General features: G+C 68.6%; 26 protein-coding genes and 1 pseudogene. 17 read left to right on the forward strand and 10 right to left on the reverse strand.

The window, feature by feature from the left end; genetic code table 11:
- Positions 1-18 precede the first annotated feature (18 nt).
- Both ACIQNU_RS33380 and mshA read right to left on the reverse strand, forming a co-directional pair.
- The gene (locus ACIQNU_RS33380; protein ID WP_401373539.1) at positions 19-510 is read right to left on the reverse strand and encodes a YbjN domain-containing protein; all 492 of its coding nucleotides are present in this window, start codon (positions 508-510) and stop codon (positions 19-21) included.
- A gap of 175 nt (positions 511-685) precedes the next feature.
- Positions 686-2,017: a D-inositol-3-phosphate glycosyltransferase gene (gene mshA, locus ACIQNU_RS33385; RefSeq protein ID WP_401373541.1), complete on the reverse strand. Its 1,332-nt coding sequence runs from the start codon at positions 2,015-2,017 to the stop codon at positions 686-688.
- A gap of 231 nt (positions 2,018-2,248) precedes the next feature.
- Here mshA and ACIQNU_RS33390 point away from each other — a divergent pair, with 231 nt between their 5' ends.
- From ACIQNU_RS33390 to ACIQNU_RS33400, 3 genes are all read left to right on the forward strand, one after another.
- On the forward strand, positions 2,249-3,031 hold the full coding sequence (locus ACIQNU_RS33390; protein WP_401373543.1) for a class I SAM-dependent methyltransferase: 783 nt from the start codon (positions 2,249-2,251) through the stop codon (positions 3,029-3,031).
- Between the two features lie 302 nt (positions 3,032-3,333).
- Positions 3,334-4,392: an NlpC/P60 family protein gene (locus ACIQNU_RS33395; RefSeq protein ID WP_401373545.1), complete on the forward strand. Its 1,059-nt coding sequence runs from the start codon at positions 3,334-3,336 to the stop codon at positions 4,390-4,392.
- A gap of 331 nt (positions 4,393-4,723) precedes the next feature.
- The gene (locus ACIQNU_RS33400) at positions 4,724-6,115 is read left to right on the forward strand and encodes a PP2C family protein-serine/threonine phosphatase (protein WP_401373546.1); all 1,392 of its coding nucleotides are present in this window, start codon (positions 4,724-4,726) and stop codon (positions 6,113-6,115) included.
- A 95-nt stretch (positions 6,116-6,210) separates the two neighbouring features.
- Here the strand turns inward: ACIQNU_RS33400 and ACIQNU_RS33405 are convergent, their stop codons facing one another.
- From ACIQNU_RS33405 to ACIQNU_RS33415, 3 genes are all read right to left on the reverse strand, one after another.
- A complete protein-coding gene (locus ACIQNU_RS33405; RefSeq protein WP_401373548.1) occupies positions 6,211-6,546 on the reverse strand; it encodes a DUF2516 family protein in 336 nt (111 codons plus the stop codon).
- A gap of 118 nt (positions 6,547-6,664) precedes the next feature.
- Positions 6,665-7,279, reverse strand: coding sequence for a hypothetical protein (locus ACIQNU_RS33410; protein WP_401373549.1), 615 nt, complete (start codon positions 7,277-7,279; stop codon positions 6,665-6,667).
- A gap of 114 nt (positions 7,280-7,393) precedes the next feature.
- Positions 7,394-7,801 (reverse strand): helix-turn-helix domain-containing protein, encoded by a 408-nt coding sequence (locus ACIQNU_RS33415; protein ID WP_401373551.1) that lies wholly within the window; start codon positions 7,799-7,801, stop codon positions 7,394-7,396.
- Positions 7,802-8,127: 326 nt separating this feature from the next.
- Between ACIQNU_RS33415 and ACIQNU_RS33420 the strand changes: the two genes are divergently transcribed.
- Genes ACIQNU_RS33420 through ACIQNU_RS33435 form a run of 4 tightly spaced genes read left to right on the forward strand, consistent with a single transcriptional unit; the run spans position 8,128 to position 12,929 of the window.
- A complete protein-coding gene (locus ACIQNU_RS33420) occupies positions 8,128-8,829 on the forward strand; it encodes a TnsA-like heteromeric transposase endonuclease subunit (protein ID WP_401373553.1) in 702 nt (233 codons plus the stop codon).
- Entirely contained in the window at positions 8,795-10,909 is a 2,115-nt protein-coding gene (locus ACIQNU_RS33425) for a Mu transposase C-terminal domain-containing protein (protein WP_401373554.1), read from the forward strand. Before ACIQNU_RS33420 ends, ACIQNU_RS33425 begins: the two co-directional genes overlap by 35 nt.
- 44 nt (positions 10,910-10,953) lie before the next feature.
- On the forward strand, positions 10,954-11,928 hold the full coding sequence (locus ACIQNU_RS33430) for a TniB family NTP-binding protein (RefSeq protein WP_401373556.1): 975 nt from the start codon (positions 10,954-10,956) through the stop codon (positions 11,926-11,928).
- On the forward strand, positions 11,925-12,929 hold the full coding sequence (locus ACIQNU_RS33435; protein ID WP_401373558.1) for a TniQ family protein: 1,005 nt from the start codon (positions 11,925-11,927) through the stop codon (positions 12,927-12,929). Before ACIQNU_RS33430 ends, ACIQNU_RS33435 begins: the two co-directional genes overlap by 4 nt.
- A gap of 91 nt (positions 12,930-13,020) precedes the next feature.
- Here the strand turns inward: ACIQNU_RS33435 and ACIQNU_RS33440 are convergent, their stop codons facing one another.
- Entirely contained in the window at positions 13,021-13,920 is a 900-nt protein-coding gene (locus tag ACIQNU_RS33440) for a hypothetical protein (RefSeq protein WP_401373559.1), read from the reverse strand.
- Between the two features lie 341 nt (positions 13,921-14,261).
- Here ACIQNU_RS33440 and ACIQNU_RS33445 point away from each other — a divergent pair.
- The 7 genes and pseudogenes from ACIQNU_RS33445 to ACIQNU_RS33475 all read left to right on the forward strand — a co-directional run bounded on the left by ACIQNU_RS33445 (position 14,262) and on the right by ACIQNU_RS33475 (position 20,194).
- A pseudogene (locus ACIQNU_RS33445) lies at positions 14,262-14,726 on the forward strand (DUF2199 domain-containing protein).
- Between the two features lie 33 nt (positions 14,727-14,759).
- Positions 14,760-15,215, forward strand: coding sequence for a DUF6228 family protein (locus tag ACIQNU_RS33450; RefSeq protein WP_401373561.1), 456 nt, complete (start codon positions 14,760-14,762; stop codon positions 15,213-15,215).
- Positions 15,212-15,757, forward strand: a complete 546-nt coding sequence (locus ACIQNU_RS33455) for a hypothetical protein (protein WP_401373563.1) — start codon at positions 15,212-15,214, stop codon at positions 15,755-15,757. Before ACIQNU_RS33450 ends, ACIQNU_RS33455 begins: the two co-directional genes overlap by 4 nt.
- 147 nt (positions 15,758-15,904) lie before the next feature.
- Positions 15,905-17,389 carry an AAA family ATPase gene (locus ACIQNU_RS33460; protein ID WP_401373564.1) on the forward strand — a complete coding sequence of 495 codons (1,485 nt, stop codon included), beginning with the start codon at positions 15,905-15,907 and terminating at the stop codon, positions 17,387-17,389.
- Positions 17,389-18,273: an HNH endonuclease gene (locus ACIQNU_RS33465; RefSeq protein WP_401373565.1), complete on the forward strand. Its 885-nt coding sequence runs from the start codon at positions 17,389-17,391 to the stop codon at positions 18,271-18,273. The genes ACIQNU_RS33460 and ACIQNU_RS33465 overlap by 1 nt, the downstream gene beginning before the upstream one ends.
- A 365-nt stretch (positions 18,274-18,638) precedes the next feature.
- Positions 18,639-19,073, forward strand: coding sequence for a VOC family protein (locus tag ACIQNU_RS33470; protein ID WP_401373566.1), 435 nt, complete (start codon positions 18,639-18,641; stop codon positions 19,071-19,073).
- A gap of 503 nt (positions 19,074-19,576) precedes the next feature.
- Positions 19,577-20,194, forward strand: a complete 618-nt coding sequence (locus ACIQNU_RS33475; RefSeq protein WP_401373568.1) for a DUF6461 domain-containing protein — start codon at positions 19,577-19,579, stop codon at positions 20,192-20,194.
- A gap of 32 nt (positions 20,195-20,226) precedes the next feature.
- On the opposite strand, the gene ACIQNU_RS33480 is transcribed toward ACIQNU_RS33475, so the two are convergent.
- Positions 20,227-20,661, reverse strand: a complete 435-nt coding sequence (locus tag ACIQNU_RS33480) for a PPOX class F420-dependent oxidoreductase (protein ID WP_401373569.1) — start codon at positions 20,659-20,661, stop codon at positions 20,227-20,229.
- A gap of 193 nt (positions 20,662-20,854) precedes the next feature.
- Between ACIQNU_RS33480 and ACIQNU_RS33485 the strand changes: the two genes are divergently transcribed.
- Positions 20,855-21,556 (forward strand): alpha/beta fold hydrolase, encoded by a 702-nt coding sequence (locus ACIQNU_RS33485; protein ID WP_401373570.1) that lies wholly within the window; start codon positions 20,855-20,857, stop codon positions 21,554-21,556.
- A gap of 31 nt (positions 21,557-21,587) precedes the next feature.
- Here the strand turns inward: ACIQNU_RS33485 and ACIQNU_RS33490 are convergent, their stop codons facing one another.
- Entirely contained in the window at positions 21,588-22,100 is a 513-nt protein-coding gene (locus tag ACIQNU_RS33490) for a GNAT family N-acetyltransferase (protein WP_401373572.1), read from the reverse strand.
- A gap of 119 nt (positions 22,101-22,219) precedes the next feature.
- Between ACIQNU_RS33490 and ACIQNU_RS33495 the strand changes: the two genes are divergently transcribed.
- Positions 22,220-22,903, forward strand: a complete 684-nt coding sequence (locus ACIQNU_RS33495) for a class I SAM-dependent DNA methyltransferase (protein WP_401373574.1) — start codon at positions 22,220-22,222, stop codon at positions 22,901-22,903.
- Positions 22,904-22,986: 83 nt separating this feature from the next.
- The gene (locus ACIQNU_RS33500; protein WP_401373576.1) at positions 22,987-23,640 is read left to right on the forward strand and encodes a DinB family protein; all 654 of its coding nucleotides are present in this window, start codon (positions 22,987-22,989) and stop codon (positions 23,638-23,640) included.
- A gap of 16 nt (positions 23,641-23,656) precedes the next feature.
- Here ACIQNU_RS33500 and ACIQNU_RS33505 read toward each other — a convergent pair whose 3' ends face one another.
- Entirely contained in the window at positions 23,657-24,622 is a 966-nt protein-coding gene (locus ACIQNU_RS33505) for an aldo/keto reductase (RefSeq protein WP_401373578.1), read from the reverse strand.
- Positions 24,619-25,548: an amidohydrolase family protein gene (locus ACIQNU_RS33510; RefSeq protein WP_401373580.1), complete on the reverse strand. Its 930-nt coding sequence runs from the start codon at positions 25,546-25,548 to the stop codon at positions 24,619-24,621. The genes ACIQNU_RS33505 and ACIQNU_RS33510 overlap by 4 nt, the downstream gene beginning before the upstream one ends.
- Positions 25,549-25,558 lie beyond the last annotated feature (10 nt).

Here is a 25,558-nt window from a genome sequence, read left to right on the forward strand (position 1 = left end):
TGAGGCGCCCGGGGCGCGTCAGTCGGCCGGGCGCTGCGTCAGATGCGTGAACGCGTCGAGATTCCGCGTGGACTCGCCACGGGACACCCGCCAGGCGTACTCCCGGCGGATCGCGGACGCGAATCCCAGCTCCAGGAGCGTGTTGAAACCACCGTCAGCCGCTTCGAGTACGGAGCCGAGCAGCCGGTCGACCTCGTCGGGCGTGACGGCGGCGAGGGGCAGCTTTCCGACCAGGTAGACATCGCCCAGCGGATCGACCGCGTAACTCACCCCGTACAGCTTGAGATTGCGCTCAAGGAGCCAGCGGTGCACGGCCTCGGTGTTCTCGTCCGGATGCCGCACCACGAACGCGTTGAGCGACAGCGAGTGCTTGCCGACGATCAGGGACACGGTCGTCGACAACTTCCGAGAACCGGGCAACTTCACGACGAACGCCCCGGCTTCCGGACTCTCCCACTCGACGCCGGAGTCGGTCAGGACGTGCTCGATGATCGTGGCAGCGTCGGACATGGGGCGAGCGTACCGGGGGCGACGAGGGGAACGGCCCCTCTCACTTCCAGCGGCGGCGGGGGCGAGGGGCGCAGCCCCATTCATTTCCCGCCGCGGCGGTGCTCAGCCACGACGGTGGCACCCGGCGGTGCCGAACCGACCGTCCCGGAGAACCGGGGGCGAGGGGCGCAGCCCCTCAGCGCTGTCGGGTGCGGAAGCGCATCGCTGCGGTGTACACCTCCGCCGTCGCCGACGCCGCCGTGTCCCAGCCGAAGGACCGGGCGTGGCGGGCGGCAGCGGCACCCATCCGCGTACAGAGATCCGGGTTGTCGGCGAATTCGCGCAGCACGCGCGCGTAGGCGACGGGTTCGTGGCCGGGGACCAGGACGCCGGTGACCCCGTCCCGTACCGCGACGGGCAGTCCGCCGACCGCGGCGGCGAGCACCGGCGTACCGGCCGCCTGCGCCTCTATGGCGACCAGGCCGAAGGACTCGCTGTACGAGGGCATCACGAGGACGGAAGCGGCCCGGAACCAGTCCGCGAGCTGCTCCTGCCCGACGGGCGGCCGGAACCGTACGACATCCGCGATCCCCAGCCGTGCGGCGAGCTTCTGGAGCCCTTCCGGCTTGGCCAGCCCGCTGCCGCTGGGTCCGCCGACGACGGGCACGACGAGCCGTCGGCGCAGGTCCGGGCGCTCGCCCAGGAGGACGGCGACCGCGCGCAGCAGCACGTCGGGGGCCTTGAGGGGCTGGATACGGCCCGCGAACAGGGGCACCAGGGCGTCCTGCGGCAGACCGAGCCGGGCCCGCGCCGCGGCGCGTCCGTCGGCGGGACAGAAGCGGTCCAGGTTGACGCCGGGGTGGACGACGGCGACCTTGCCGGGGTCGGACTCGTAGTGCCGGACGAGTTCGTCGGCCTCTTCGGCGGTGTTGGCGATGAGACGGTCGGCGGCGCGCACGATCTGGGTCTCACCGATGACACGGGCGGCGGGCTCCGGGGTGTCGTCCTCGGCGAGCGCGGCGTTCTTGACCTTGGCCATGGTGTGCATCGCGTGCACCAGGGGGACGCCCCAGCGCTCGGCGGCGAGCCAGCCGACGTGGCCGGAGAGCCAGTAGTGCGAGTGGACGAGGTCGTAGTACCCCGGGCGGTGCCCGGCCCACGCCTGCATCACCCCGTGCGTGAAGGCGCACAGCTGCGCCGGCAGGTCCTCCTTGGCCAGCCCCTCGTACGGGCCCGCGTCCACATGGCGTACGAGGACCCCGGGCGCCAGCTCGACCTTCGGCGGCAGGGCGCCGGTCGTCGCGCGCGTGAAGATCTCGACCTCGATATTGATCGCGGCGAGACGTTTGGCCAGCTCCACGATGTAAACGTTCATGCCGCCCGCGTCGCCCGTGCCGGGCTGGTGCAGCGGTGAGGTGTGCACGCTGAACATGGCCACGCGCCGTGGCCGCCTCGACCCGCCCGGCAGCCGCAGCCGGGACGGGGATACGGGGGAACGTCGCCCGAGCCTGCCGACGTACTGGCTCACGAAGCGGGCCTCCTTGCGGCTCCTGCGTCTACGGTCCCTGCGCTGCCCCCGAACGCAGGAACACGCCCTCCCCCCACCCACATTTCCACTTTGCCAAACAATTACCTGGACCTACTCAACCGTGCGCGAGATCCGAGGCACGTCATGCGCAGACGTTCCACGCAAACCACCCGCGCCCGGCCCCCCGTACCCTCAGCTCCCCGTACCCTCGGCCCCCCGTACCCTCAGGACATGCCCCCACGCCCCATCGGCGTGGTGACCCGCGGCACCACGAACCCGAACCGCCTGCGCCGCATGGACCGCTGGATCACCGCCACCCACGCCCGCCCCCTCCGCACCACCCCGACCCCGACAGCGGTCGACCTCGGCTACGGCGCCACCCCCTGGACAGCCGTGGAGCTGTTGAACCGCCTCCGCACGGTCGCCCCCACCACGGAAGTCGTCGGCGTCGAGATCGACCCGGGCCGCGTCACCGCCGCACACCCCTACGCGCGCGAGGGCCTCACCTTCCGCCACGGCGGCTTCGAGGTCCCCCTCCCGCACCGCCCCGTACTGATCCGCGCGGCGAACGTCCTGCGCCAGTACGACGAGTCCGAGGTTCCCGCGGTCTGGCGGCGCCTGTGCGCCCGTCTCGCCCCGGGCGGCCTCCTCGTCGAGGGCACCTGCGACGAGATCGGCCGCCGCCACGTCTGGATCGCCCTCGGCCCGGAGGGCCCCCGCACGGTGACCTTCGCGACCCGCCTCGCATCCCTGGACCGCCCGTCCGACCTCGCCGAACGCCTCCCCAAGGCCCTCATCCACCACAACGTCCCGGGCCAGCCGGTCCACACCTTCCTGCACGACTTCGACCGCGCCTGGGCGAGCGCCGCGCCCTACGCCGCGTACGGCGCACGACAGCGCTGGATCCGCGCCGCGCAAGCCCTCGCGGGCGACTGGCCGGTGACGGACGGCCCGTCGAGATGGCGGCAGGGCGAAATCACGGTGAAGTGGGAGGCTTTGGCGCCGCGACGGTGAATTCGTGGTGTCTGATGTCTGGTGCTTGGTGTGTATCCGGTGGGGATCCGGCGCGTATCCGGCGGTGGGGGCGGGAACGATCTCCCGGGCCCACTCGTCGGATCAGGTGGGCGGGACATCGGCGGGACATCGGGTGGGGCCATCCGGGAGGGGCATCGGCGGGGCACCCGTGGGGACTTCGGGCGGCATGTCCGGCTTCACGGCTCTGTCGTATTGCGCGACGACATGGCACCATCCGAAGGCGCACCACAAGTTACTGACGGTAAATCAGCTTGAGGTCTGAGGGTTTGAGGGGGCGGAGCGTGACCGTGAACCGCAGTCTGACCACCGCGGCCGTGGCGCTGGTCTGCGCGATCACCGTGCTGGGCGCACCGGGCACGGCGTTCGCCGATCCAGCGGCCCGCCCGACCCCAACACCCAAGAGTACGAAGACGCTTGAGGAGGTCCGCAAGGAGCTGGAGCGGCTCTACCACGACGCGTCGGTCGCCACTGACCAGTACAACGCGGCGGAGGAGTTGGCCGACGAGCAGTCGAAGCGGATCGTGGAGCTGGCCCAGGACATCGTCAAGGGCCAGAAGAAGCTGGACGACCTGAAGGACCGCGTGGGCGCCGCCGCCCGCGACCAGTACCGCACGGGCGGTCTGCCGACCGAGGCCCAGCTGATGCTGAGCGGCGACCCGAAGGGCTTCCTCGACGGCGCGGGCCGCGTCCGCCAGGGCCAGCAGGCCACCAAGGGGCTGCTCACGGACATGGCGCGCACCCAGGAGGACCTGGAGCTGTACGCCAAGGACGCCTCCGCCGGCTGGAAGAAGCTGGAGTCCAACCGCAAGGCCAAGGCCTCCGCCAAGAAGAAGATCAAGCAGCGGATCGCGGACGCCGAGAAGCTGGAGTCCCAGTTGCAGAAGGAGGAGCGCGAGCGGCTCCTCAAGCTGGAGCAGGCGGCCGAGTTCAAGGCCCAGTCCGCCTGGCTCGACTCCGGCATATTGGACGAGATCAGCAGCAAGGCGAGCGCTCAGGGCAAAAAGGCCGTGGCATACGCGACGAAGCAGATCGGCAAGCCGTACCAGTGGGGCGCCGAGGGCCCGAAGACGTTCGACTGCTCGGGGCTCACCTCACAGGCGTGGGCCGCCGCGGGCCGGCCCATCCCGCGCACCTCGCAGGAGCAGTGGCGGCAGCTCCCGAGTGTCGCCATCGAGGACATGCGCCCCGGCGACCTGATCATCTACCACGACGACGCCAGCCATGTCGGGATGTACATAGGCGACGGAGCGATCATCCATTCCCCACGCCCGGGGCGCACGGTGACCATCGCGGGCGCCGGCTCGATGAAGATCCTCGCGGTGGTACGGCCGGACAAGTAGGGCACCAGGGGACTCGGCCGCCGCGCGATGAGCGGGACGTGATCTGGGGCAAGTGACCTGGGGCACGTGACCGGGGGCACGTGATCTGGGGCACGTGATCTGGGGCACGTTGGGGACGGGGGCTCAACCCTGCCCGCGTGATGTTCGTCATCCCTCACGGGACCGAGCACGTCCAATTGCGCCCTGGGATGCGGCATATGACGGTGGCTGATTGCCCGGAGCCATTCCATATCCCATTCCATTGCGGTGTCGGCACCCGCTATGGTCCCCGTCTGGTGGAGCGTCGATCGTCGTTCCACCCTGCCCTCGGGGGGAGGGAGGAAACCACGCGATGCCCGCACCCGTACCGCGGCAGAGAGCGATCCCGGCCGCGGAGAGTGGTCCGGCTGAGACGGCGCCCACTGCTGCGCCCATGACTCCGGAGGTGCCGGCGGTCCGGGCGGAGAACTCCGACACCGCAGAGCCCGAACCCGCTTCCGGTTCTGCTTCCGGTTCCGCCTCCGCCTCCGGTTCCGGTACGAACCTCACCCTCCTGGTCGTGGAGGACGACCCGGCGGGCGCTCTGAGCATCCCCGAACTCCTGGACCCGGCGGGCAAACCCATCCGTATCCGCACCGCCCGCAACCTCACGGAGGCCGAGCGGCTGCTCACCGACGACGTGCACTGCATCCTGCTCGATCTGGCGCTGCCCGCGGGACGCCCGGGAGCGGGAGACGGTGCCGGTGCCGGTGACGAACTGGCCACCCTCAAACACATCCTGCGCCTCGCCCCCCGGCACGCGGTCCTCGCCCTCACCCGCTCCGGCGACGCGGAGGGCGGCGCCGAGGCCGTCCGCGTGGGCGCCCAGGACTACCTCTTCCGGGACGAACTGGACGCCCGGCTGCTGAGCCGCGCCATCCGGTACGCCGTGGAGCGCAAACGCGCCGACGCCGCCCAGCACCAGCTCACCGAATCCCGCCTGCGCGCCCAGGAGAACGCCCGTCTGGAGCGCGGCCTGCTGCCGAACCCGCTGCTCGACGGCTCGTCCCTGCGGTTCGCCGCGAGCTACCGCCCCGGCCGCTCCCGCGCGCTGCTCGGCGGCGATTTCTACGACACGGTCCGTACGCCCGACGGCACCGTGCACGCGATGATCGGCGACGTCTGCGGCCACGGCCCCGACGAGGCCGCGCTCGGTGTGGAGCTGCGGATCGCGTGGCGCGCGCTGACGCTGGCCGGCCTGTGCGGCGACGAACTCCTCTCGACGCTCCAGCAGGTGCTGGAGCACGAGCGGGCGGACGACGAGATCTTCGCGACCCTCTGCACGGTCGACATCGCACCGGACGGCCGCCGCGCCGGACTCAGCCTCGCCGGACACCCGGCCCCGCTGATCGCCCGCGCCGGCCGCCCGGCGGAGCTGCTGCCGTACGAGAGCGGCGGCCCGGCGCTCGGGCTGCTGCCGCGCGCCCGCTGGCCGCGCCGCCAGGTGGAGCTGGGCGGTGCGTGGAGTCTGATGCTCTACACGGACGGCCTGATCGAGGGCCGCGTCGGCGACGGGAACCGGCGGCTGGGCCAGGACGGGATGGTCGAGATAGTCCGCCGCCAGTTCGCGGCGGGTCTGTACGGGGAATCGCTCCTGGAGGCCACCGTCAACGAGGTACGGAGCCTCAATGGCGGTGACCTCACGGACGATGTCGCCGTGGTCCTCCTGGACCGGCTGAGGGGAAGCGCGCAACAGCGAAGCTGAAACGTCACTGCACCCACAGGAGCGCCAGGAGCCGCAGGCGACCCCGCACTCACTACTAGCGGCACTAGCTGCGCGCTAGTTGCGCACTCGTTTGCTTACCGCCCGCCGTTGTACGGCCCGTACGGCCCGTCGCTGCTGCTGCCGCGGCCACGGCGACCGCCACCGCCGCCGGAGACCTGGCGGAGCGCCGGGCGGACGTCGACGAAGAAGACGATCGTGGCGATCAGTCCGGCGATCTGCAGGAACAGCATGGGCACCAGCAGATTCACCGCGACGGTGATGCCCAGGATGATCAGCCAGAACATCTTGTTCTGCTTGTCGGCGGCGCGGTACGCGTCATCGCGGGCCAGAGCCGCCATCACCAGCGCCACCACCGCCAGCACCAGCATGGCGGTGAAGAGCAGCCACATCAGGCCGCTGAATCCGGTCATCAGCACAGTGCCCACCACCCGAGTCGAATCATTCCTACGCCGCCACCGTACCCGCACAACGAGCCGGGCACGCCGATCGTGCCCGGCTCCCTGAGGTTGCTCCGGTTGCTGCGGTTGTTCACTTGGCGGAGGGCGGGGTGGTCTTCTTGGCGTTGGCGTTGGCGTTCGTGGTCCTGCGGGCCGGGGCCTTCTTCGCGACGGGCTTCTTCGCGGAGGCGGCGGGCGCCGGGGCGGGCTTCTCGTCCTTGACCGGGACGGCCTTGACCTGGACGGACTCCGACTTGGGCTCGACGGCCTCGGCGACCTCAAGGATCTCGCCGGCGGCGTCGCCGCGCCAGGTCTTGACGGCCTCCTCGCCGTGCTCGGCGACCTTCTCGTAGGTCTCGCGGGCCCGCACGGCGTACTCGGCGGCGACGCCGACCCCGCGCAGAGCCAGGTCCTGGGCGGACTCGCCGAGCTTCTTGAAGTCGGTGTCGAGGGTGCTGATGAACTCGGTGACCTTCGCCTGAAGGGTCTCCTGGACCTCCTTGGCGCGGGCCGTCGCCTTGTCCTGGACGGCCTTCGGGTCGGTGTTGCGCACGGCGTCGATACGGGCCGGAGCCTCGGCCCGGAGCTGCTCGACCAGCTCCGGCACCTTCTTGGCCTGCTGGTAGGCCAGGTCGGCCGTACCGGCGGCGAAGTAGAGGGGGGTCGGGTCGGCGAACGTCTTGCGCAGATCGTCGGTGATGGCCATGGTCAGCGGTCCTCCCGGATCACTCAGGTATGAGGGTTTTTTGGTACGGGGTCTCTGTCACACGTGTTGATCACATCGACAACGTGGATCACATCTGTTGATCACGTCGGTCGATCACAGCTCTTTGTCACGGGGTTCCGGGTCGTCGTCGGATATCGCGCCCCCCGGCGCGTTTCCGGTCCCGTTCTCCTTGCGGAAGGAGTCGTAGATCTGGAGCAGCACCTGCTTCTGCTGCTCGTTGATGGAGGGGTCGGCGAGGATGACGGCGCGCGTCTCCAGGTCGTCCCGCTCACGCTCGTCGAGAATGCCGGCGCGTACGTACAGCGTCTCGGCGGAGATCCGCAGCGCCTTGGCGACCTGCTGCAACACCTCGGCACTCGGCTTGCGCAGCCCGCGCTCGATCTGACTCAGATACGGATTGGACACCCCGGCGGCATCGGCGAGCTGCCGCAACGACAGCTGCGCGTTGCGCCGCTGCTCGCGCAGGTACTCACCAAGGTTGCCGACGTTGAGCGATGCCATACCCCCACCCTGCCCCGCCCCGCTAACTTTTGCAAGCAGACGCTTGCAAAAGTGTTCCACACCACCTGAAGCCGCGCTCAGCGGGTGACGTGTCTCACTGAAGGTGAGCCAGTCTCGGTCGATCTGAACCATCTGGTCGCTCGTCTCAGTCAACCTTGACCATCTGTCGATCTGTCTCGCTCTTCTTGACCCGCTGCCGCACCGGGGTCCCTACGGTCTTCGCATCGGGTGGGTGCCGAGCGGGGGTGGCTGATGGCTGAGGCGGACTTCTGGCTGGAGTACGTAGACGCCTGCGGTAAGCCGCACGGCGGGCCGCTTGAGGTGATGTGGCCGACCCGTTTCGAGGCAGCCGGTCAGGTACGCGGGTTCCCCTCGTACCGGGGCAGCGAAACTTCCCGGGCTGGTACTGGGCTGCTACAGGTGGTGACCTGGTGGGCTATGAGTCGTGGGTGGAGCTCGGGCACCTGATGAGGCTGGACGCCGAGCCGGATGTGGTGGCGGTGGCCTCGCAGCCGTTCCGGCTGTCGTGGGGGCACGGCGACCGGGCCCGGCGGACCCGCCATACACCGGACTACTTCGTACGCCGTCGGGACGGCACCGCTGTGGTGCTGGACGTACGTCCGGACGATCGGATTGAGCCAGACGACGCGGCGAAGTTCGCGGCCACGGCCGCGGCCTGCGCCCGGGTTGGCTGGGGCTTCGAGCGAGTCGGGATGCTCGATCCCGTGCTGGCGGCGAATCTGCGCTGGCTATCGGGCTACAGGCACCCGCGGGTGCGGCGCGAGCCGGTCGCCGATGCCCTGCAAGCGGTGTTCGCAGAGCCGCAGGGACTGCTTGCGGGAGCCCGGGAAGTCGGGGATCCGATCGCCACGCTGCCGGTGCTCTTCCACCTGTTGTGGCGCCGTGTGTTGGCCGCTGACTTGGGGGGCGAGTTGCTGGCGGGGGCCACGCGCGTGCACCTCGTTCCTGCGGTGGCGAAGGAGGTGGGCGGGGATGCCGGCGCGTCCGCAGCTGCTGTCGCTGGGTGATCGGGTTCGCTACGACGGGCGCGAGCACACCGTGGCCGCCTTGCACGGCACTTCGGTGCGGCTGGTGGATGACGCCTTGGCCGCCAGTGTGGTGCTACTGGGGAACTTGCTGGCCTCTGAGGGATTCACCGTACTCAGCAGCGCGCCGAGTCGCCCGCCGCTGCCCGATGCGGGGGTCCTGGAGGGGCTGCCCGAAGACGCCGCAGAGCGGGCCGAGTGGTGGCGAAGGCACCTGACCGAACTGCTTACGGGCCGTCCAGACGTCGATGCGCACACCCCAGTGAAGGCCGAGTACGACCCGACCGTGAACTCCTTGCGGCAGCGGGAGCTGGCCAAGCTCGCCCAACTACGCGAAGCAGGCGAGGAGGTGGGGCTGAGCACGTTGCGCAGGATGCGCTCTCGCTTCGAGCGCGAAGGGATGGCGGGTTTGGTGGACGGTCGGCAGCGCAAGCCCGCCACCGGCACGAGCCGGGCCGATCCTCGGGTGGTCGGGGCCATCGAGAAGATCGTCAGCAGCCGGACCGATGAGCCGACCGTGTCCGCGCAGGTGCTGCGGCGCAAGGTCGAACGCCTGCTGGCTGCTGAGCACGGCACGGGAGTGGTTCCGATGCCCTCCAGGGCGACGTTCTACCGCTTGTTGGAGGCAGTCTCGACCGGACAACATCTGCTGGGCTCGGCCCGCACCCGCCGCTCGCTGGGCAAACAACCGAAGCGGATGTTTGGGCAGCTGGCGACAGCACGACCAGGTGAAGTGATGGAGATCGACTCCACGCCACTGGACGTAATGGTCGTCCACGACGACGGGACAGTGGACCGCTGTGAGCTGACCGGACTGGTCGATCTGGCGACGAGGACGCTGGCCGCGGTGGTGTTGCGGCCCTCGACGAAGGCGGTGGACGCCGCCCTGCTGCTGGCGCGGGCAATGACGCCCGAGGTGGTGCGGCCGGGCTGGTCGGACGCGTTGCGCATGTCCCGGTCGGTGCTGCCCTATGTCTCGCTGCTGACGCTGGACGAACGGATGGCCAAGGCCGCCGCGAAGCCGGTGATCGTCCCGGAGATGGTGGTCAGTGACCGCGGGAAGGCGTTCATCTCGGACAACTTCCGTAATGCCTGTCGCCACTTGGGGATCTCGTTCCAACCCGCGCATCCGGACACCCCGACCGACAAGCCGCACATTGAACGGACCTTGGGCTCCGTGGCAACGATGTTCGCCCAGGATCTGCCCGGCTACACCGGCCGTAGTGCCGAGATGCGAGGCAGGGATCCATCCGCACGAGCGGTTTGGTCCATCCACGAGCTCCAGGAACTGCTCCAGGAATGGGTCGTTTCGACGTGGCAGGTCAGGCCGCACGGCGGGCTGCGGGACCCGTTGATGCCGGATCGCCCGTTGAGTCCGAACGAGAAGTACGCCGCGCTGGTGGCGGCGGCCGGATACGTGCCGGTCGCACTGAGCCCGGAGGAGTACATCCAGCTCATGCCCCGCGAATGGAGGGTCATCGGTCCCGAAGGGGTGCGGATCAACAACCGTACTTACGATTCCTCCGACCTTGTCCCCTTTCGGCGCCAGCCCTCAGGGGCGGGTCCGGACGGGAGGCTGTGGGAGGTCCACTACGACCCTTATGACATCTCCTGCGTCTGGGTACGCAACCACCGTGGCACGGGCTGGATCACCGCAACCTGGCGCCATCTACGCACTTCGCCCGTCCCCATGGGTGAACTGGTCTTCGACCGGGCCCGTCAGGTGCTGGCCGAACGTGAACAGCGCAAGCCGGACGAGGAAGCGGTCGCTGAGGCTGCGGTCGAGCTGCTTGACCGGGCCGCTGATGGTCACGGAGAACGCCCTGTCCGGCGGCGGAAAGGCTCGGGCCGTGCGGCCGAGCGGCGTGACCGCAAGGTCGTCGGCCGCACCCGTGCCACCAGCCAGCCGGCCTGGCCTCGTCCCGAGACGCCCGCCGCCTCGCAAGCGCTTCCGGCCGAACCAGCTCAGGTCTCCGATGCCGCTGAGGAGGGCGAGGAGTTGGCGAAAGTGGTGCCGCTGGGGATCTTCGACGCTCGTGAGGAGGCGAAAAGACGGTGGTGAGCCCCTCCGGAGATGATCGCTCTGGGGCCGACAAAGACGAACGTATGGAGCCGCCCACCACTCTCACTGGCTGGCGACGGTTCGTGGAGAAGGACCCGCGCCCCTTCGACCTGCTTCCCCGCCCTCGATGGGAGTCGATGAACGACGAGGAACGCACCGACTACGACGAAGCTCGCATCGACTACCACTCAGAACTCCAAGTGGTACGCACGTCCACAGTTAAGGAAGTCGCCCACCAGGGACGCCTTCTGACCCTGCTCAACCGACGCGAGCACGGAGCTCGCCGCGGCCTGATCATCTCCGGCGACCGCACCACGGGCAAGACCACTGCACTCCGACAGCTCGGGCGCCTTCATGAACTGCGTGTTCGGCAGAGATCCGGCGAAGGCCAACGCATCCCGGTGGTCTATGTCACCGCACCGCCAAAAGGATCACCCCGGAAGCTCGCCTTGGAGTTTGCCCGCTTCCTCAACATTCCGACCATCACCCCACGCCACAACACCGCCGACATCACGCATTCCGTCTGTCAGGTGCTGACAGAGGCCCGCACGGACCTGGTGCTGGTCGACGAGATCCACCTCATGAACTTGGGCACGATTGCCGGAGAGGAACTCTCCGACCATCTGAAGTACTTCAGCGAGCACCTGCCGGCCACGTTCATCTACGCCGGCATCGACGTCGAACACTCCGGACTGTTCACCGGCATCCGCGGCGGCCAGATCGCAGGTCGCTGCACCCTCCTGCATACCGGACCCTTCCCGCTGGGCCGTGAATGGGAAGGGCTGGTCGCGACCATGGAGGGCACCCTTCGCCTGCACAGGCACGCCCCCAACACATTGACCAAGTTGCACAAATACCTCTACCAGCGGACCGGCGGCATGATCGGCAGCCTCTCCCATCTTGTCCGTGCCGCAGCCATCTCCGCGATCCTGGACGGCAGCGAAAGCATCACCCGGCGACAACTACACGCCATCCACGTGGACCACGCCAGCGAGAGCGCCTACCGGACATCCGCATGATCGGGGTCAAGGCCCCGACCGGACGGGCATGGCCTCTGCCTCTGGCCTCCCCGCCCTTTCCGAATGAGACTGTTCGGTCCTATGCCGCGCGGCTCGCGCTGCTCAACGGGGTTCCCCCGAAGCACGTGCTCCGCCGCTTCTACTCGGCGGAGAGGCCCCTGGACAGGCTGGATCTCCTCGCCGTTCGCAGCGGTCAGACACCGAAATCCCTGAGGAAGGCACTGCCCGAGCTGACCACCGCCACGGCATGGCACCATCCGGGCTACCCGTTGATCAACCGGACCTGGGCCTGCGACTTCTGCGCGGCCGCACATACCGGAAAGACCAGCTGGCGGATCGAGATCTGGGGGCTCCGAGACCTCAACAAGCTGTGCGTCAAGCACCGCCGGTGGACAGGCAGTGGCACCGCCTACGACTCGTACTTTGAGCGAAGCATCGAGATCCCTTCAACCGGTCAGTGCAGCGTTGCGCAAGCTCCCGAGATCGTTGAAGCTCAACGGCGCCTCCACCGGCTCTGCCGTCACAGCAGATACCGCAGGATCCTGCCCGCCTACGACGAATGCTCCAAGTTCTGGCGCGACCTGACCAGACACGGCTACGCAGCAGACCGCACGGAGCGCAGACTCCGCTTGATCCATCCGGACGAGACCAGTCGGCACCGGCCATACCCATACGCCGAGGCCGCCGACTTCCCCGACGTCGTCCAGGTCGCCGCTCTCTTCGCTTCCTTCTACTGGCGAAAACAAGCCCTCGGAAGCCAGGGAGAGGTTCAGCGCTTCCGCCGAGAGTTCGACAGGCGACTACCCGTAGAGCGGAAGCTGAGGACAACCGCCATCCCATGGCTCCAAGAAGAGATCGTGCGGCTTGCCCAACGGGTCGACGAGGCCGTCCGCCACCATGAGGCCAGCCTCGACGGGCTCGTAACCGCCCACCCGCACGACCAGTTCCCTCCCCTTCTCATCCGAAGGATCTTGAAGCGCTCCCCAGCACACGCACGGTGAACTGCCTCTGCCCTCACCTCTGGGACTGATCGCCTCTGGGCGATCGACGGCAGCGGGAGCATGGCCGAGGATCTCGGGCGGGCAACTCAAGTCAGGAGTCGCCGCCCTCGGGCGCGCTCAGGGTCAGGATCTCGCCGAGCGCGATGTAGGTCTGCAGAAAAATGAAGCGGGCCTCATCAATGGTGACCTCGGCGTGAGTGCCTGCGGAGCACCGGGCGTAGAGATCAGACAGGGTCCGACGTAGACGGTCCCTGCGGCTCTTCGACGCCCCGCAGGCGTGGGTGTGGGCCTGGAGACGGTTCAGCACCTGCTGTGGTCCGACCTTCAGGTCGACCTCGTCCCCGATCTTGTATAGCTCGTCCCGGGCCGGGAACACGTAGTCCGCAGAGGAGTCGATCAACCGGCGGCAGGTGGTGAGGGCCTGGCTGACAGACTCGGGGTCGCCGTCCCGGAGGCGGTCAGAGATGCGCTCGATCTTTTCGAGTGCAGTCCCGCTCGCCGCCGCCAATGACCCGTCGACCTTCTCCTGGGTATCCGCGAACAGACTCGCCTGGAGCTCGCTGAACAGGAGCTCGTGGTAAATCTCGTTAACCATGTTGTAGACGGTCGCGACGACTTGCCCGCAGATTCCGATCCACGTGCCGAGGTTCGATGACGACTGGAGGATCCGCGAGTCATGGTCGCGCGACGCAGGGATGAGCATGTCGCCTGAGTAGTTGCCCCCGCCGCGCAGCGCGTCGATGGCCTGCCGGGCAGACTCGACATGACCCTCCACTTTCGCGATCGACACGGTGTAGAAGGTGTTCTTCTCCTTGTCGGCCCAGCGGCCCGCCCGCCCGATCCACGTCCCCGCCGAGCCGTCGGTCGGATACCCGCTGCGCTCGAACCCGAGAAACTCCGTCAACTCGGTGTGGCCGACCAGTCGGGCGAGCCTGCTCGCCTTCAGGACGACCTCGGACGCCTTCAACCGCTTAAGCTCGATGTCGGCCAAGAGCTCGTCCGCAACGCGGATCGCTTCTTCCTGTCGCCCCATTGCTAACCGCCCGTCTGCTCGAACTTGGCTGGGTTGCAGTCGTACCACGTGGGTCCGACACATCTGTGCCGACTATTTCGGTGACCGCGACAGCCTCCGCATCATGGCAATCCACGGTCGGGTTCAGGCTGAGAGCGTTCAGCTTCCGCAAACCCACGGGGATCACAGTCGCTCTGGTTCACCGTCACCGAGACGGGACCGACGTCAGCTGCGTCGGAGCCGATCATTAGGCTCCGCTCATGACCAGCAACCCCGGATTCACATGCTCGTGCTGCGGCAGCCACCACGCCGAGCTACCGATGAACTACGCGGCCACCGCCCCGTACGTCTGGGAACCGAACTTCGCAGACTCTGCGGACTGCCTTCTCTCATCGGATCAGTGCGTGATCCAGGCACAGCACTACTTCGTCAAGGGTCTGGTCGAGATACCGATCATCGGCAGCGACGAGGTGTTCTCCTGGGCCGCATAGGTCTCCCTCAGCCGGGACAACTTCTCCCGATCCGCAGATCTTTGGGACACCACGGGACGTGAAACCGAGGAGCCGTACTTCGGGTGGCTGTCCACCGACCTCTTCCTCTACTCGCCCAGCACCATCAACTTGAAGACCCGCGTCCACACCCGTCCCATCGGACAGCGTCCCTTCATCGAGCTGGAGCCGACCGACCACCCTCTCGCAGTCGAACAGCGGACCGGCATCACCATGGAGCGCGTCCGTGCAATCGCCGAAGCCGTGCTCCACCTCACCGACAACGAATCCAAGTGACGCCGAACAGGCTGCTGACCTAGCGTTCCGCCCATGACCACACCAGACGTCGGCACTGACGATGAGGCCAGCGTGTCCATCCGCTGCCAGGAGAACGCCTCCGTCAGCGTGACGTTCTGCGACCGGTTCAACTTCGACGCCGACTCCGTGCACTATGCCGTCGAACTGCGCGCTCCCGGGCTGACCGCTCGCGTCGACGAGGTCGTCGCCTGGATCTGGGACAGCGACCTCACCGCGTTTCTAGAAGAGCTCGCCACCGACTACCAGGGGTGGGACGGCGAACGGAGCTGGCATGCCAACGACCGCGACCTGACGGTGTCGGCGGCCTTCCGGTCCGGCGGCTACGTCGGGCTGACCTGGGCCTTGCGGCCGTGGACGCAGGCCGCAGGCGGCTGGGGCGCCTCGGTGACCACCTGGCTGGAGGCCGGCGAGCAGATGACTTCCCTCGCCGCCGATGTCCGGGCCTTCCTCGCCGAGGAGAACCAGTGACATCCCACATGCGCATCACCTGGACGGTTGCAGGATCCGGGTGGGCCGACTGCACCCTTGAAGATCGCCAGGTAAAAGTCGAGCTCACCGCGTCCTACATCACCAATGCGCCCGAGGAGCTCCTGACCGCGGTGGGCCGGCTCGTCGCCGGCGAGACAGAGGCCCGTGCCCTGTTCGAGGCCGAGCCGACTGCCTACCGGTGGATCTTCTACCGCGGAGGCGAGGACATCTGGATCCTCGTGCTGGAACTACGCGACGGCAGCGATCACGACAACAGGGGAACCGAAATCTGGTCCAGCCAGCTCGGCATCGACCAGCTCGCCCGCACCGTGATCCGCTGCTTCGACGAGGTCGCGCAGACTTACGGCGAGAGCGGCTATCGAGGCAAGTGGGGCGAACACTTCCCACGAACCGAGCTCGAAGCCCTCAGACGCCTCTGGCACGCCCCCACCGCAGCAAAAACACATAGCCGCACCAGCCCGCAGCAAAGCAACGGCGGCCCTACTCCAGACTCCAGCGGCGCACTCCAGCCGGGCCGCTGAGTTCGCGACGTCCGCCCCCGTACACCCGTGCGCGCCGCCGCCTAAGATCGCACATCACGACGGAGCACAGTAAGCAGGGGGAGGGCCAGGAAAACCGTGCGATTCGGCGTATTTTATGATGACCGTCGCTTGGCCGAAGGTGGCGCCATGGCGGAGGATCTTTTCGATGCGCTCCTCGTCCACGACACCTGGGACGACGACGGATACCGCACCATGTTCACGTTGCGCGTTCTGACCAGGGAGGGCTGGATCGAGGTCGGCACGGTGAAGATTGGCCACGTGGCGACGGATGGCGAGAACGTTCCCGCCAACTATCTGCTCCCGGAGCGCTTCAGCCGCCTGGACAGCTCGCGCTATTTCTCGGTGGGCCAGGATGAAAGCTATTACTACACGCTGAGCGAGATACCCAGCGCCATCCGGGAGGAAGTGCTCACCGCGCTCCGGGACATCGCCTACGACGAGGACTCCTTCCGCCTCGCACGGAACCAAAATGTGACCCGTACTTCGCTACTGCGCTTCGTCAAGATGTCGACCGTGCGCGGGCAGCTGCGGCGTCTCGCACGCGGTGGAGCGCGCCGGGTAAGTTTCGATATCGCCTACGAGCCGCCGCTGCCCCCGGCAATGGCCTCCGTGCGGTTCGAATTCAAGGTCGAACCAGGCTCCCGGCCAGCCAGCAATGTGCACGCCCTGACCGGACGGAACGGCGTGGGGAAGTCATATGTCCTTTCCCACTTGGCCCGCGCCGTCGCTGCTGTCGAGCCACAGACACTGGAGCTCGGGCGGATCACCGAGTATGGCCGCGAGGGCCGCTCCTTCAACAACTTGGTGGCCGTCTCGTTCAGCGCCTTTGACGACTTCCCGCTCGTCGAGGGCGACGAGATGTTCGTCGCTTCCTATGTGGGCCTGCGTGTTCAGGGCCCACTATCCCCCAGGTTCAAGACCCCTGGCGGGCTCAGGAAAGACTTTGCGCAGGCAATGAAGGCATGTCTGACGCGCGAGCGCAGCCCACAATGGATCAGGGCATTGCGCACCCTCGACTATCCCGGGAGCGGACTCCTGGAGGAGGGATGGCTGGAGAACTTCGAGAACACCGCCAGCCTGAACAGCCGCGAGAATAAAGCCCGGCAGCTCTTCCGCCGCCTCAGCGCCGGCCACCGACTTGTTCTGCTCACCATGTCCCGGCTCATCGAGCACGTGAGTGAGCGGACCCTCGTCATCATCGATGAGCCGGAAACCCACCTCCATCCGCCCCTGCTGTCCGCGTTCATGCGGGCGCTGTCCGATCTGCTCGCCGAGCGCAACGGGCTGGCCATCGTCGCCACACACTCTCCGGTTGTACTCCAAGAGATTCCTGCCCACTGCGTCTGGAAGCTCTGGCGCTACGGCGGGCAGCTCGGCGCCGCGCAGCCCCGCATCGAGACGTACGGCGAGAACGTCGGCGTGCTGACTCACGAGGTCTTCGGTCTGGAACTCACCGAAGCCGGCTTTCTGCACGAACTACGGCGACTGGTCGACGTCGGCTACTCCTACGACGCTGTCCTGGAACACTTCAGCGGACGGCTCGGCAGCGAGGCGCAGTTGGTGCTCAGCGCCTTGCTCGGCCAGCGCGACGACGTGGAGGGACACGGCTGATGCAGCACATAGATCCTCCGACCTTCGACGCACGCGACGTCTACACCACCTGCATCGCCAACGCCCGCCCAAATAACCGAAAACGGCTGGAGTCGTTCACCGACGCGGTGGCCGATGCAGCAAGCGCGTACGAGGCAGCCGCTCAGGGCCAGGCTCTTCACACCCTCACCGGCCTCGCCGCCACGCCTGGCACCCGTCGCGACCGCAAGGCACTGGAGGGGGTTTACACCGACCGGTTGGCCAAGGACCGTGCTCCGGGCCGCCGCATCTACGAGGCGCTCAAAGGTACGACCGACCAAGAAGGCCGTCGACGGGATAACCGATGTCCCCTGTGCGGGGAGGGCCTGGTAACCACGCTCGATCACCACCTACCCAAGAACACGTACCCGCTGCTCAGCGTGGTACCGGTTAACCTCATCCCGGCTTGCCGCGACTGCAACACCATCAAGCGCGCGACAGTCCCCATCAATGCGGGTGACCAGACCCTGCACCCCTACTTCGACGACTTCTCCCACCACCCCTGGCTTCGAGCTCGTCTCAGGAGGCCACGCGGCAACGAGCAGCCGTCGATGAAGTTCTTCGTTTCCCCCCACCCTGATTGGAGCGACACACTCACAGAACGCCTCCAGAAACACCTGAAGGTGTTCGACCTGGACTACCGGTACAGCCTTCTGGTGAGTAGCCACATCGCATCCACCAACCACGACCTCACGATGATGCCCACTAACTCCGTCGCCCCCTGGCTTGAGCACAAGGCCGAGGGCTGGCGCTACCGGGGTAACCCCAACACGATGGGCTATGCCCTGTTCAAGGCCCTGGCGGCCGACAAGTGGTATGTCAACGGCGGCTGGCGCGGATCAAGCCCGGAGACAAACCTCGACTAATCGGCCCGACAGCCATTCTCCGAGAAGGCCGATTTGAGGACACGCCACGACTTCGGAGAAGAGGGTGCAACAGCTCACTGGGGCTGGACGTGACGCCGCAGTCAGTCCGCCGCGGGACCGACCGATGGCGTGGTCATCGGGTTCGCCGACCGGGCCCCCTTCTGCGGACCCCGGCCAAGTGTAGAGGCCGACGGGCTTGTCGTCGGTTCTCTCTCGTGTCGTGGTTTGGGCGCACCAGACGCGGCACGACTCCGCTCGACGGCAGAGCGACTGGGTTCGATGTCAAAGGACAGCTGCTCAGGTCACCGCCTCACGATGGCCCACTTCCATTGAGACGGGACAGCGGGCCCCACTACGGTGGCCCGATGGCGTTGATCAAGAAGTTCCAGGTCACTTTCGACTGTGCGGAACCCGAGCGGGTCGCTCGTTTCTGGTGCGAGGTGTTGGGGTATGTCGTACCGCCGCCGCCGGAGGGGTTTGCCACCTGGGGCGCATTCGATCGGTCGCTACCGCCCGAGCGTCAGGGTGCGGCGTTCGCCTGCACGGATCCCTCGGGTGTGGGGCCGCGCATGTATTTCCAGCGCGTTCCCGAGGGCAAGGTCGTCAAGAACCGGGTGCATCTCGACGTGCGGGTCGGCACCGGGCTCGTGGGTGAGGAGCGCCTCGCCGTACTGGAGACCGAGTGCGCACGGCTGGTCGCGCTCGGCGCGGTACGCGTACGCCTCCTGCGTGCTGACGGTGTCAACGAGTCCTGCATCGCGATGCAGGACATCGAAGGCAACGAGTTCTGCATTGACTGAGATTGACTGAGATCGACTGAGGGAATGGCTGCCGGCGGCACCGATCACGATGAGCCACCGTCGGATCGGCGATCGAGCGCCGTACGGTGTCCGCGAAGTCATGGGCGGCGCTGCCCGGCTGGAAGCCGCTGATCAGGACGTCGACGCTCGCCCGACAACAGCGGATGCGACCGCGGCAGAAGTGACGGTACGGGAACGGGCGGTGGCCGACGCACGGACGGCCGTTGAGCGCGAGGCAAGTCTCGTGCACGTCTCTTGTGCGGGGTGTACCTCCGTACGCGTGGTGGGCGCCTTCTCGTCGAGCGGCGGGCCGCGTTCGCAGGACCGGACAGCTTGCCGTGGACGAGCCGGCTCGTGGCGACGAGGGCGGAACAGGGGCGCGTACGGGAGGCCACGCGCTGGCCGAAGCACCCTGACCCGCGCCCTCAAGGACCCGCTCCTCACACCATCCCCCTGACCACCGCACCCACCGAATGTCAGAGGCGTACGGGACGATGCGGCGCATGACCGCCAGCCCAACTGCCACCGACTACCGATGGTTCGAGGAGCGCTTCCCGGGCCTCGCCGAGGCCTACTGCATCACCCTGGTGCGTGACCTGTCCCCCACGGACGTACTCGCCCGCCTCGGGGGCCGGACCGAGCCCGCCCGGACCGGGGTGACGGCGATGGTCGAGGCGTCCTTCGCACACCTCGACCGTGCGGAGAACTCGCGCCAGTTCCTCGCCATGACCACGGTCCGGGACTGGACCCTCCTCATCGAGCCCAACGGCTGCCTCGGCGTCTCCGAGGAGTCGGCCCTCCCGGCGTCCGCCGGGACGCGATGGGTCTCGCACTTCGTCGACATCGAGGGCCACGAGGCGTTCCTCTGGGCCGAGGACACCGTCAGCCGGGTGCAGTTCGAGCCGGGGACACCGGACCACCGCTGGGGGACGACCCCGGACGAACTCCTGGACGCCATGCACGACTGCGGATTCCAGTTCTGGAGCGAGACCTCCGACACCGCGGAATTCCTGTGCGACAAGGCGGCCTTCGCCCTCGCCGAACACCTGACGGGCGTCCGCCTCACCCCGGACCTCCTCCAGGACACCACCTATGTCTGCCGCAGTGTGAAGACCGGCTGAGCCCAAGCCGCGTACTTTGCCTCAGGCTCGCCTTATGACAAGTCCGCCCCGTAAACCTTCTCCACCCTCAGTGTCAGCAGTACGCGGCGGTCCGCGACCATGACCGCGCGGTACTCCGCCCAGTTCGGGTGTTCGCCCGCCGCGTTGCGGTAGTAGTCGACCAGGGCCTCGACCTCGGGGCCGTCGGGGTCGGTTCCCGGGCCCGTGAGGGTGACCGTGCCTTCGGCGGTGGCCCACGCGCGGCCGTCCGCGCTCGTCACCTCCAGTGCGGCGCGCGGGTCACGGCGCAAGTTCTTGGCCTTGGCCGTGCTCTCGGTGGTCGACACCCGGATGACGCCGGCCTCCGGGTCGTACGCCGGCATGACGGGTGAGAGCTGGGGGCGGCCGTCGGATTTGATCGTCGCGAGTACGCCGAGCCGGCTCCGCGCGAGCAGGGCGTGCGGGTCGAAAGCTGTGTCGTCGCTCATGGACCGTTCAACCCGGCGCCGAACGGCCCGTATTCCGATTCCTTCCGATTCCGACCCACGGTGCCCCTCCCCCTCACCCATGTGGCCCACCTCGCATTCTGCACCTCGGTCGCCCCCACCGGCCCGTCGCCGCCGAGTAGGGGCCCCCGGCCGATCCCGGGTCGTTGTCAGACCCTCGGGTTACGTTGATGTCATGGCTGAATTCGTGATGGTGGCAGGGGCCTGGCTCGGGGGCTGGGCGTGGAGCGATGTGGTGCCGGAGCTGCGGGCGGCGGGGCACGGGACGCATCCCTTGACGCTGTCGGGGCTCGCGGAGAAGCGGGGCGTCGGGGCGGGTCAGCAGACGCATGTACGGGACATCGTGGACGAGGTGGAGCGGCTCGATCTGCGGGATGTCGTCCTCGTCGGGCACAGCTACTCCGGGATCCCGGTCGGTCAGGCGGCCGAGCGGATCGGGGACCGGTTGGCCCGGGTGATCTTCGTGGACTCGGGGGTTCCGGCGGACGGTGAGTCCTTCGCCTCCGCGTGGTGGCAGGGACAGGCGGCCTTCGAGGCGATCCTCGCGGGGAACGGCGGATCGTGGACACCGATAACTGCCGAGGAGTGCGAGGGCCAGGGGCTCACTGACGAGCAGATCGCCAGGTTCGTGGGCGGCGCGACCCCGCACCCCGGCGCCTCGCTCACCGAGCCCGCCGTCCTCACCCGCTCACTCGCCGAGCTGCCGGCGACGTACATCAAGTGCCTGCTCGACGGGGACCAGCCGACCGACGACGTCGCCGAGTTGCTGAAGAGCGAGCGGTGGGAGCTGGTGGAGATGGACACCGGTCACTGGCCGATGTTCTCCCAGCCGGCCGAGCTGGCGCGGATCATGGACGGGGCGATACGGGGGCGGTGATCAGTCACTGACCGGCCACCCCTCTTCCCCTTCACTCCAGCTCGTCGGCCAGCAGGTCCATCAGGAGGCCGTCGTGCCAGGTGCCGTCCGGCCCGCGCTCGTACTGCCGCATCAGGCCCACCGGGCGGAAGCCGACCTTGCGGTAGCACTCGATGGCGGGGGCGTTGTCGGCGGCCGGGTCGATCACGAGCCGGTGGTATCCGTGGTCGTCGATCAGATGGCGGGCCAGAGTGCGGACGGCGTCGGTGCCTACGCCGCGCCCGTGCACCGCCGGGTCGACGTAGATGTCGATGTTGGCGTGTCGGTAGTCCGGTTCGTCCTCGGAGCCCCACTGGATCGCGCCGACCACCCGGCCGTCGTACTCGATGGCGAGCATCCGGGCCTCGGGGTCGTCCAGATCGTCGGCCACGACGGCCTGCATGTCGTCGCCGCCCTGCCAGCGCGCGAACACCTCCGGCGTCGTACGGATCGCCGCGAGGGCCGGGATGTCGGCCGGCGTCGCCGGGCGCAGGGTGACCAGGGCTCCGGGAAGGATCGTCCGCATACGCCCCATCGTCCATGGGGAGAGCGCCGGGCGCGACGGATTTCCCGGTGGCGCGTTCTCGGCGGTGCGTCCCCGACGCGGCCGGGGATTGTCAGTGGCGGCAAGTACCGTCCCCACCCATGACCACCACCTCTGCCGCCCGCCTGGGCACGACCCGCGCGTCGTACGACACCGTCGCCGCCGACTACGCCGAACTCTTCGCCGACGACCTGGACGGCAAGCCGCTGGACCGGGCCATGCTCGCCGCGTTCTCGGAGGTCGTACGGGCCGTCGGACTGGGACCGGTCGCGGATGTCGGATGCGGGCCCGGCCGGGTCACGGCGCATCTGACCAGGCTCGGGGTGACCGCGTTCGGCGTGGATCTGTCGCCGGGGATGATCGAGGCGGCCCGGAAGAGGCATCCGGAGCTGGATTTCGCCGTAGGGATGATGACGGCGCTCGACATCGGGGACGGCACGCTCGGCGGGGTCCTCGCCTGGTACTCGATGTGCCACACCCCGCTGGACGAACTGCCGCCCGCCTTCGAGGAGTTCCACCGGGTGCTGGCCCCCGGCGGCTATCTGCTGATGGCCTTCATGACGGGCGGCGCCGAGCAGATGGTGCACTACGACCACGGGTACGGGCACGACCTCGATCTCGACATCCACCGGCACGACCCGGACAAGGTGGCCGCGCTCATGACGGAGGCGGGGTTCACGGTGACGGGCCGTCTGACGAGGGAGGCGGACGCGCGGGAGAAGACGCCGCAGACGTTCATCATGGCGCGGAGGCCGCAGACGGAGGGGGAGGTGGGGGCGGAGTAGCGGGGGTCGAGCCGGGGGCAGTGACGGCGTAGCGGGGGTTATTCCGTTGGTCCGGCGGGCGGGCCGATGGCACCCTGCCCGGCATGACCACACCCGCGCCCACACCCGCGCCCACGCCCACACCCACGCCCGCACCCGCGACCCCTCCGCCGCCCCCTCCATCGCCCCCGCTCAACCCCCGCGTCGACCTCCTCGTCCGCCAACTCGACCTGGTCTGGACGCTGTTCGAGTACCACCTGCCGAAGCTGGACGACGAGGACCACTTCTGGGAGCCGGCGCCGGGGGCCTGGAGTGTGCGGCGCGACGCGGCGGGGCGGTGGGTGGCGGACTGGGAGGTACCGGAGCCGGAGCCGGTACCGACCACGTCCATCGCGTGGCTGACCTGGCACATCGGCTACTGGTGGACGACGACGCACCAGCACGTTTTCGGACCGGGCGCGCCCGCGCGCGAGGACATCACCTGGCCGGGCACAGCGGCGTCGACGGCCGACTGGCTGCGCACGATGAAAAGCGACTGGCGCACCGCCCTCCTCCCCCTCACGGACACCGACCTCGACTCCACGACCCGCACCCAGGGCCTCCCCTGGGGCGGAACCCTGACCCTCATGGACATCGCGAGCTGGGTGAACTTCGAACTCACGAAGAACGTGGCAGAAATCGGACTCACCCACCGCCTGCGGGCCGCAGGAGTCCACGGCAGTCGGACTTCTGACCCTGCCTGGACAGGGCGCCTCTGAAGGATCCCGGAGCCGGTCAGCGCGTCGCGGCCCCGTCCAGGTCCGACCACGCCTCGGCCGTCAGGTCGTCGGCGATCCAGCGCGCGGCCGACGTGACCTCGGCGGCGGAGCGGAAGCCCGCGACCACACCCGCCACGACCGGGTCGCGCAGCGGGAAACGGATGGCGGCGTGGGGCAGGACGGTCCCGTGCCGGGCGCAGACCCCGGCAAGGCGCCGGGCGCGGCGCAGCATCGCGTCGGGGGCGGGGCCGTAGTCGAAGAAAGCCTCGTCGGGAGGGTGGGGCCGGCTGAGGAGACCGGAGTTGAAGGGCGCGGCGGCGACCACCGAGACGCCTCGGCGCGCGCAGGCGTCCAGCAACGGGCGAGCGGTCCGGTCGAGCAGCGTCCACCGGCCCGCCACCATCACGGCGTCCACGTCGGCTTCGGCGACGACCCGCAGCAGCGGGGCGACGGCGTTCATGCCGACGCCGACCGCGCCGACGACGCCTTGGTCGCGCAGCGCCGCCAGGGCGGGCAGGGCCTGGTCGACGGCGGCGTCCAAGTGATCGTCGGGGTCATGGACGTACACGATGTCGACGCGGTCCAGTCCCAGTCGGATCAGGCTGCCCTCCAGGCTCCGCAGCACGCCGTCGCGTGAGTAGTCGGGGCGGCGGATCAGCGTGTCCGGTACGGCGAAGCCCCCCGCCGCCAGGTCGGATCCGGTGGGCGCGGGATGGGGTTCCAGCAGGCGGCCGACCTTGGTGGAGACGGTGAACTGGGCCCGCGGCCGGTGGGCGAGGGCCGCGCCGAGTCGTCGTTCGGACAGGCCGAGGCCGTAGTGCGGGGCGGTGTCGTAGTAGCGGACACCGGCGTCCCAGGCAGCGTCGACGGCGGCCAGGGCCTGGTCCTCGTCGAGTGGGGTGTACAGGTTGCCGATGGGGGCGGCGCCGAAGCCCAGGGGACTGACGCGGACACGCGTACGACCCGGCCCGCGGGTGGTCATGCGGTGGGCCCGATCCCGTACCAGCGTGCGGCTGTCGTGCCGAAGACCGCCTCGCGCTCATCGGTGCTCAGCGCGCCGGTGAGGGTCTCCGCGAGGGTCAGGACGTCGTCGTAGCCGGCCGCGAGCAGGCAGACCGGCCAGTCCGAGCCGTACATGAGGCGGTCGGGGCCGATCGTCGCGAGCAAGTGGTCCGCGTACGGGCGCAGTTCGTCGGCGGGTGCCTCAGCGGTACGGGTGACCAGGCCGGACAGTTTCACGGCGACGTTGGGTGCGTCGGCCAGTTCGGTCAGGAGCCTGCTCCACGCTTCCAGCCCGCCCACCCCCAGCCCACCCGATTCCAGCCCACCCGATTCCAGCCCACCCGTTTCCAGCCCGCCCGTTTCCAGCCCGCCCGATTCCGCCTCGCCGTCGCCGACGACCGGATTACCGGCGTGGTCCAGGACGAATCGGACCTCCGGAAGCGCGCGTACGGTCCGTACGGCGGCGGCCAGTTGGTCCGGCCGGACGAGCAGGTCGTACACCAGGCCCGCCGCTCCGACCGCCGCGATACCGCGGCGGACATCGGGACGCGCCGCCCAGTCGGGATCGGCCTCGTCCTGGATGCCGTGCCGGATGCCGACGAGCGTGGAACCCCCGGGTCGCTCGCGCAACTCCGCCAGGCGGTCGGCGATCCCCGGGTCGGTCAGGCTCGTCCAGCCGACGACCGCCCGGACGTGCGGGTCTTCCGCCGCCAGGGCGAGCAGTTCCGGTGTCTCCTCCGGTACGGCGATGGTCTGGACGACGACCGTGGCGTCGATGGCGTTCCGGTCCAGCGCGGGCCGCACGTCCTCGGCGGTGAAGGTCCGGCGCAGGGCGGGGAGGTCGCGCGTCCACGGCTGGTCGCGTACGGCGAGGTCCCAGAGGTGGTGATGGGCGTCGATGCGCACCGTTCGGTTC

Origin of the sequence: Streptomyces sp. NPDC091292, assembly GCF_044757265.1 — a bacterium.
Lineage (GTDB): Bacteria > Actinomycetota > Actinomycetes > Streptomycetales > Streptomycetaceae > Streptomyces.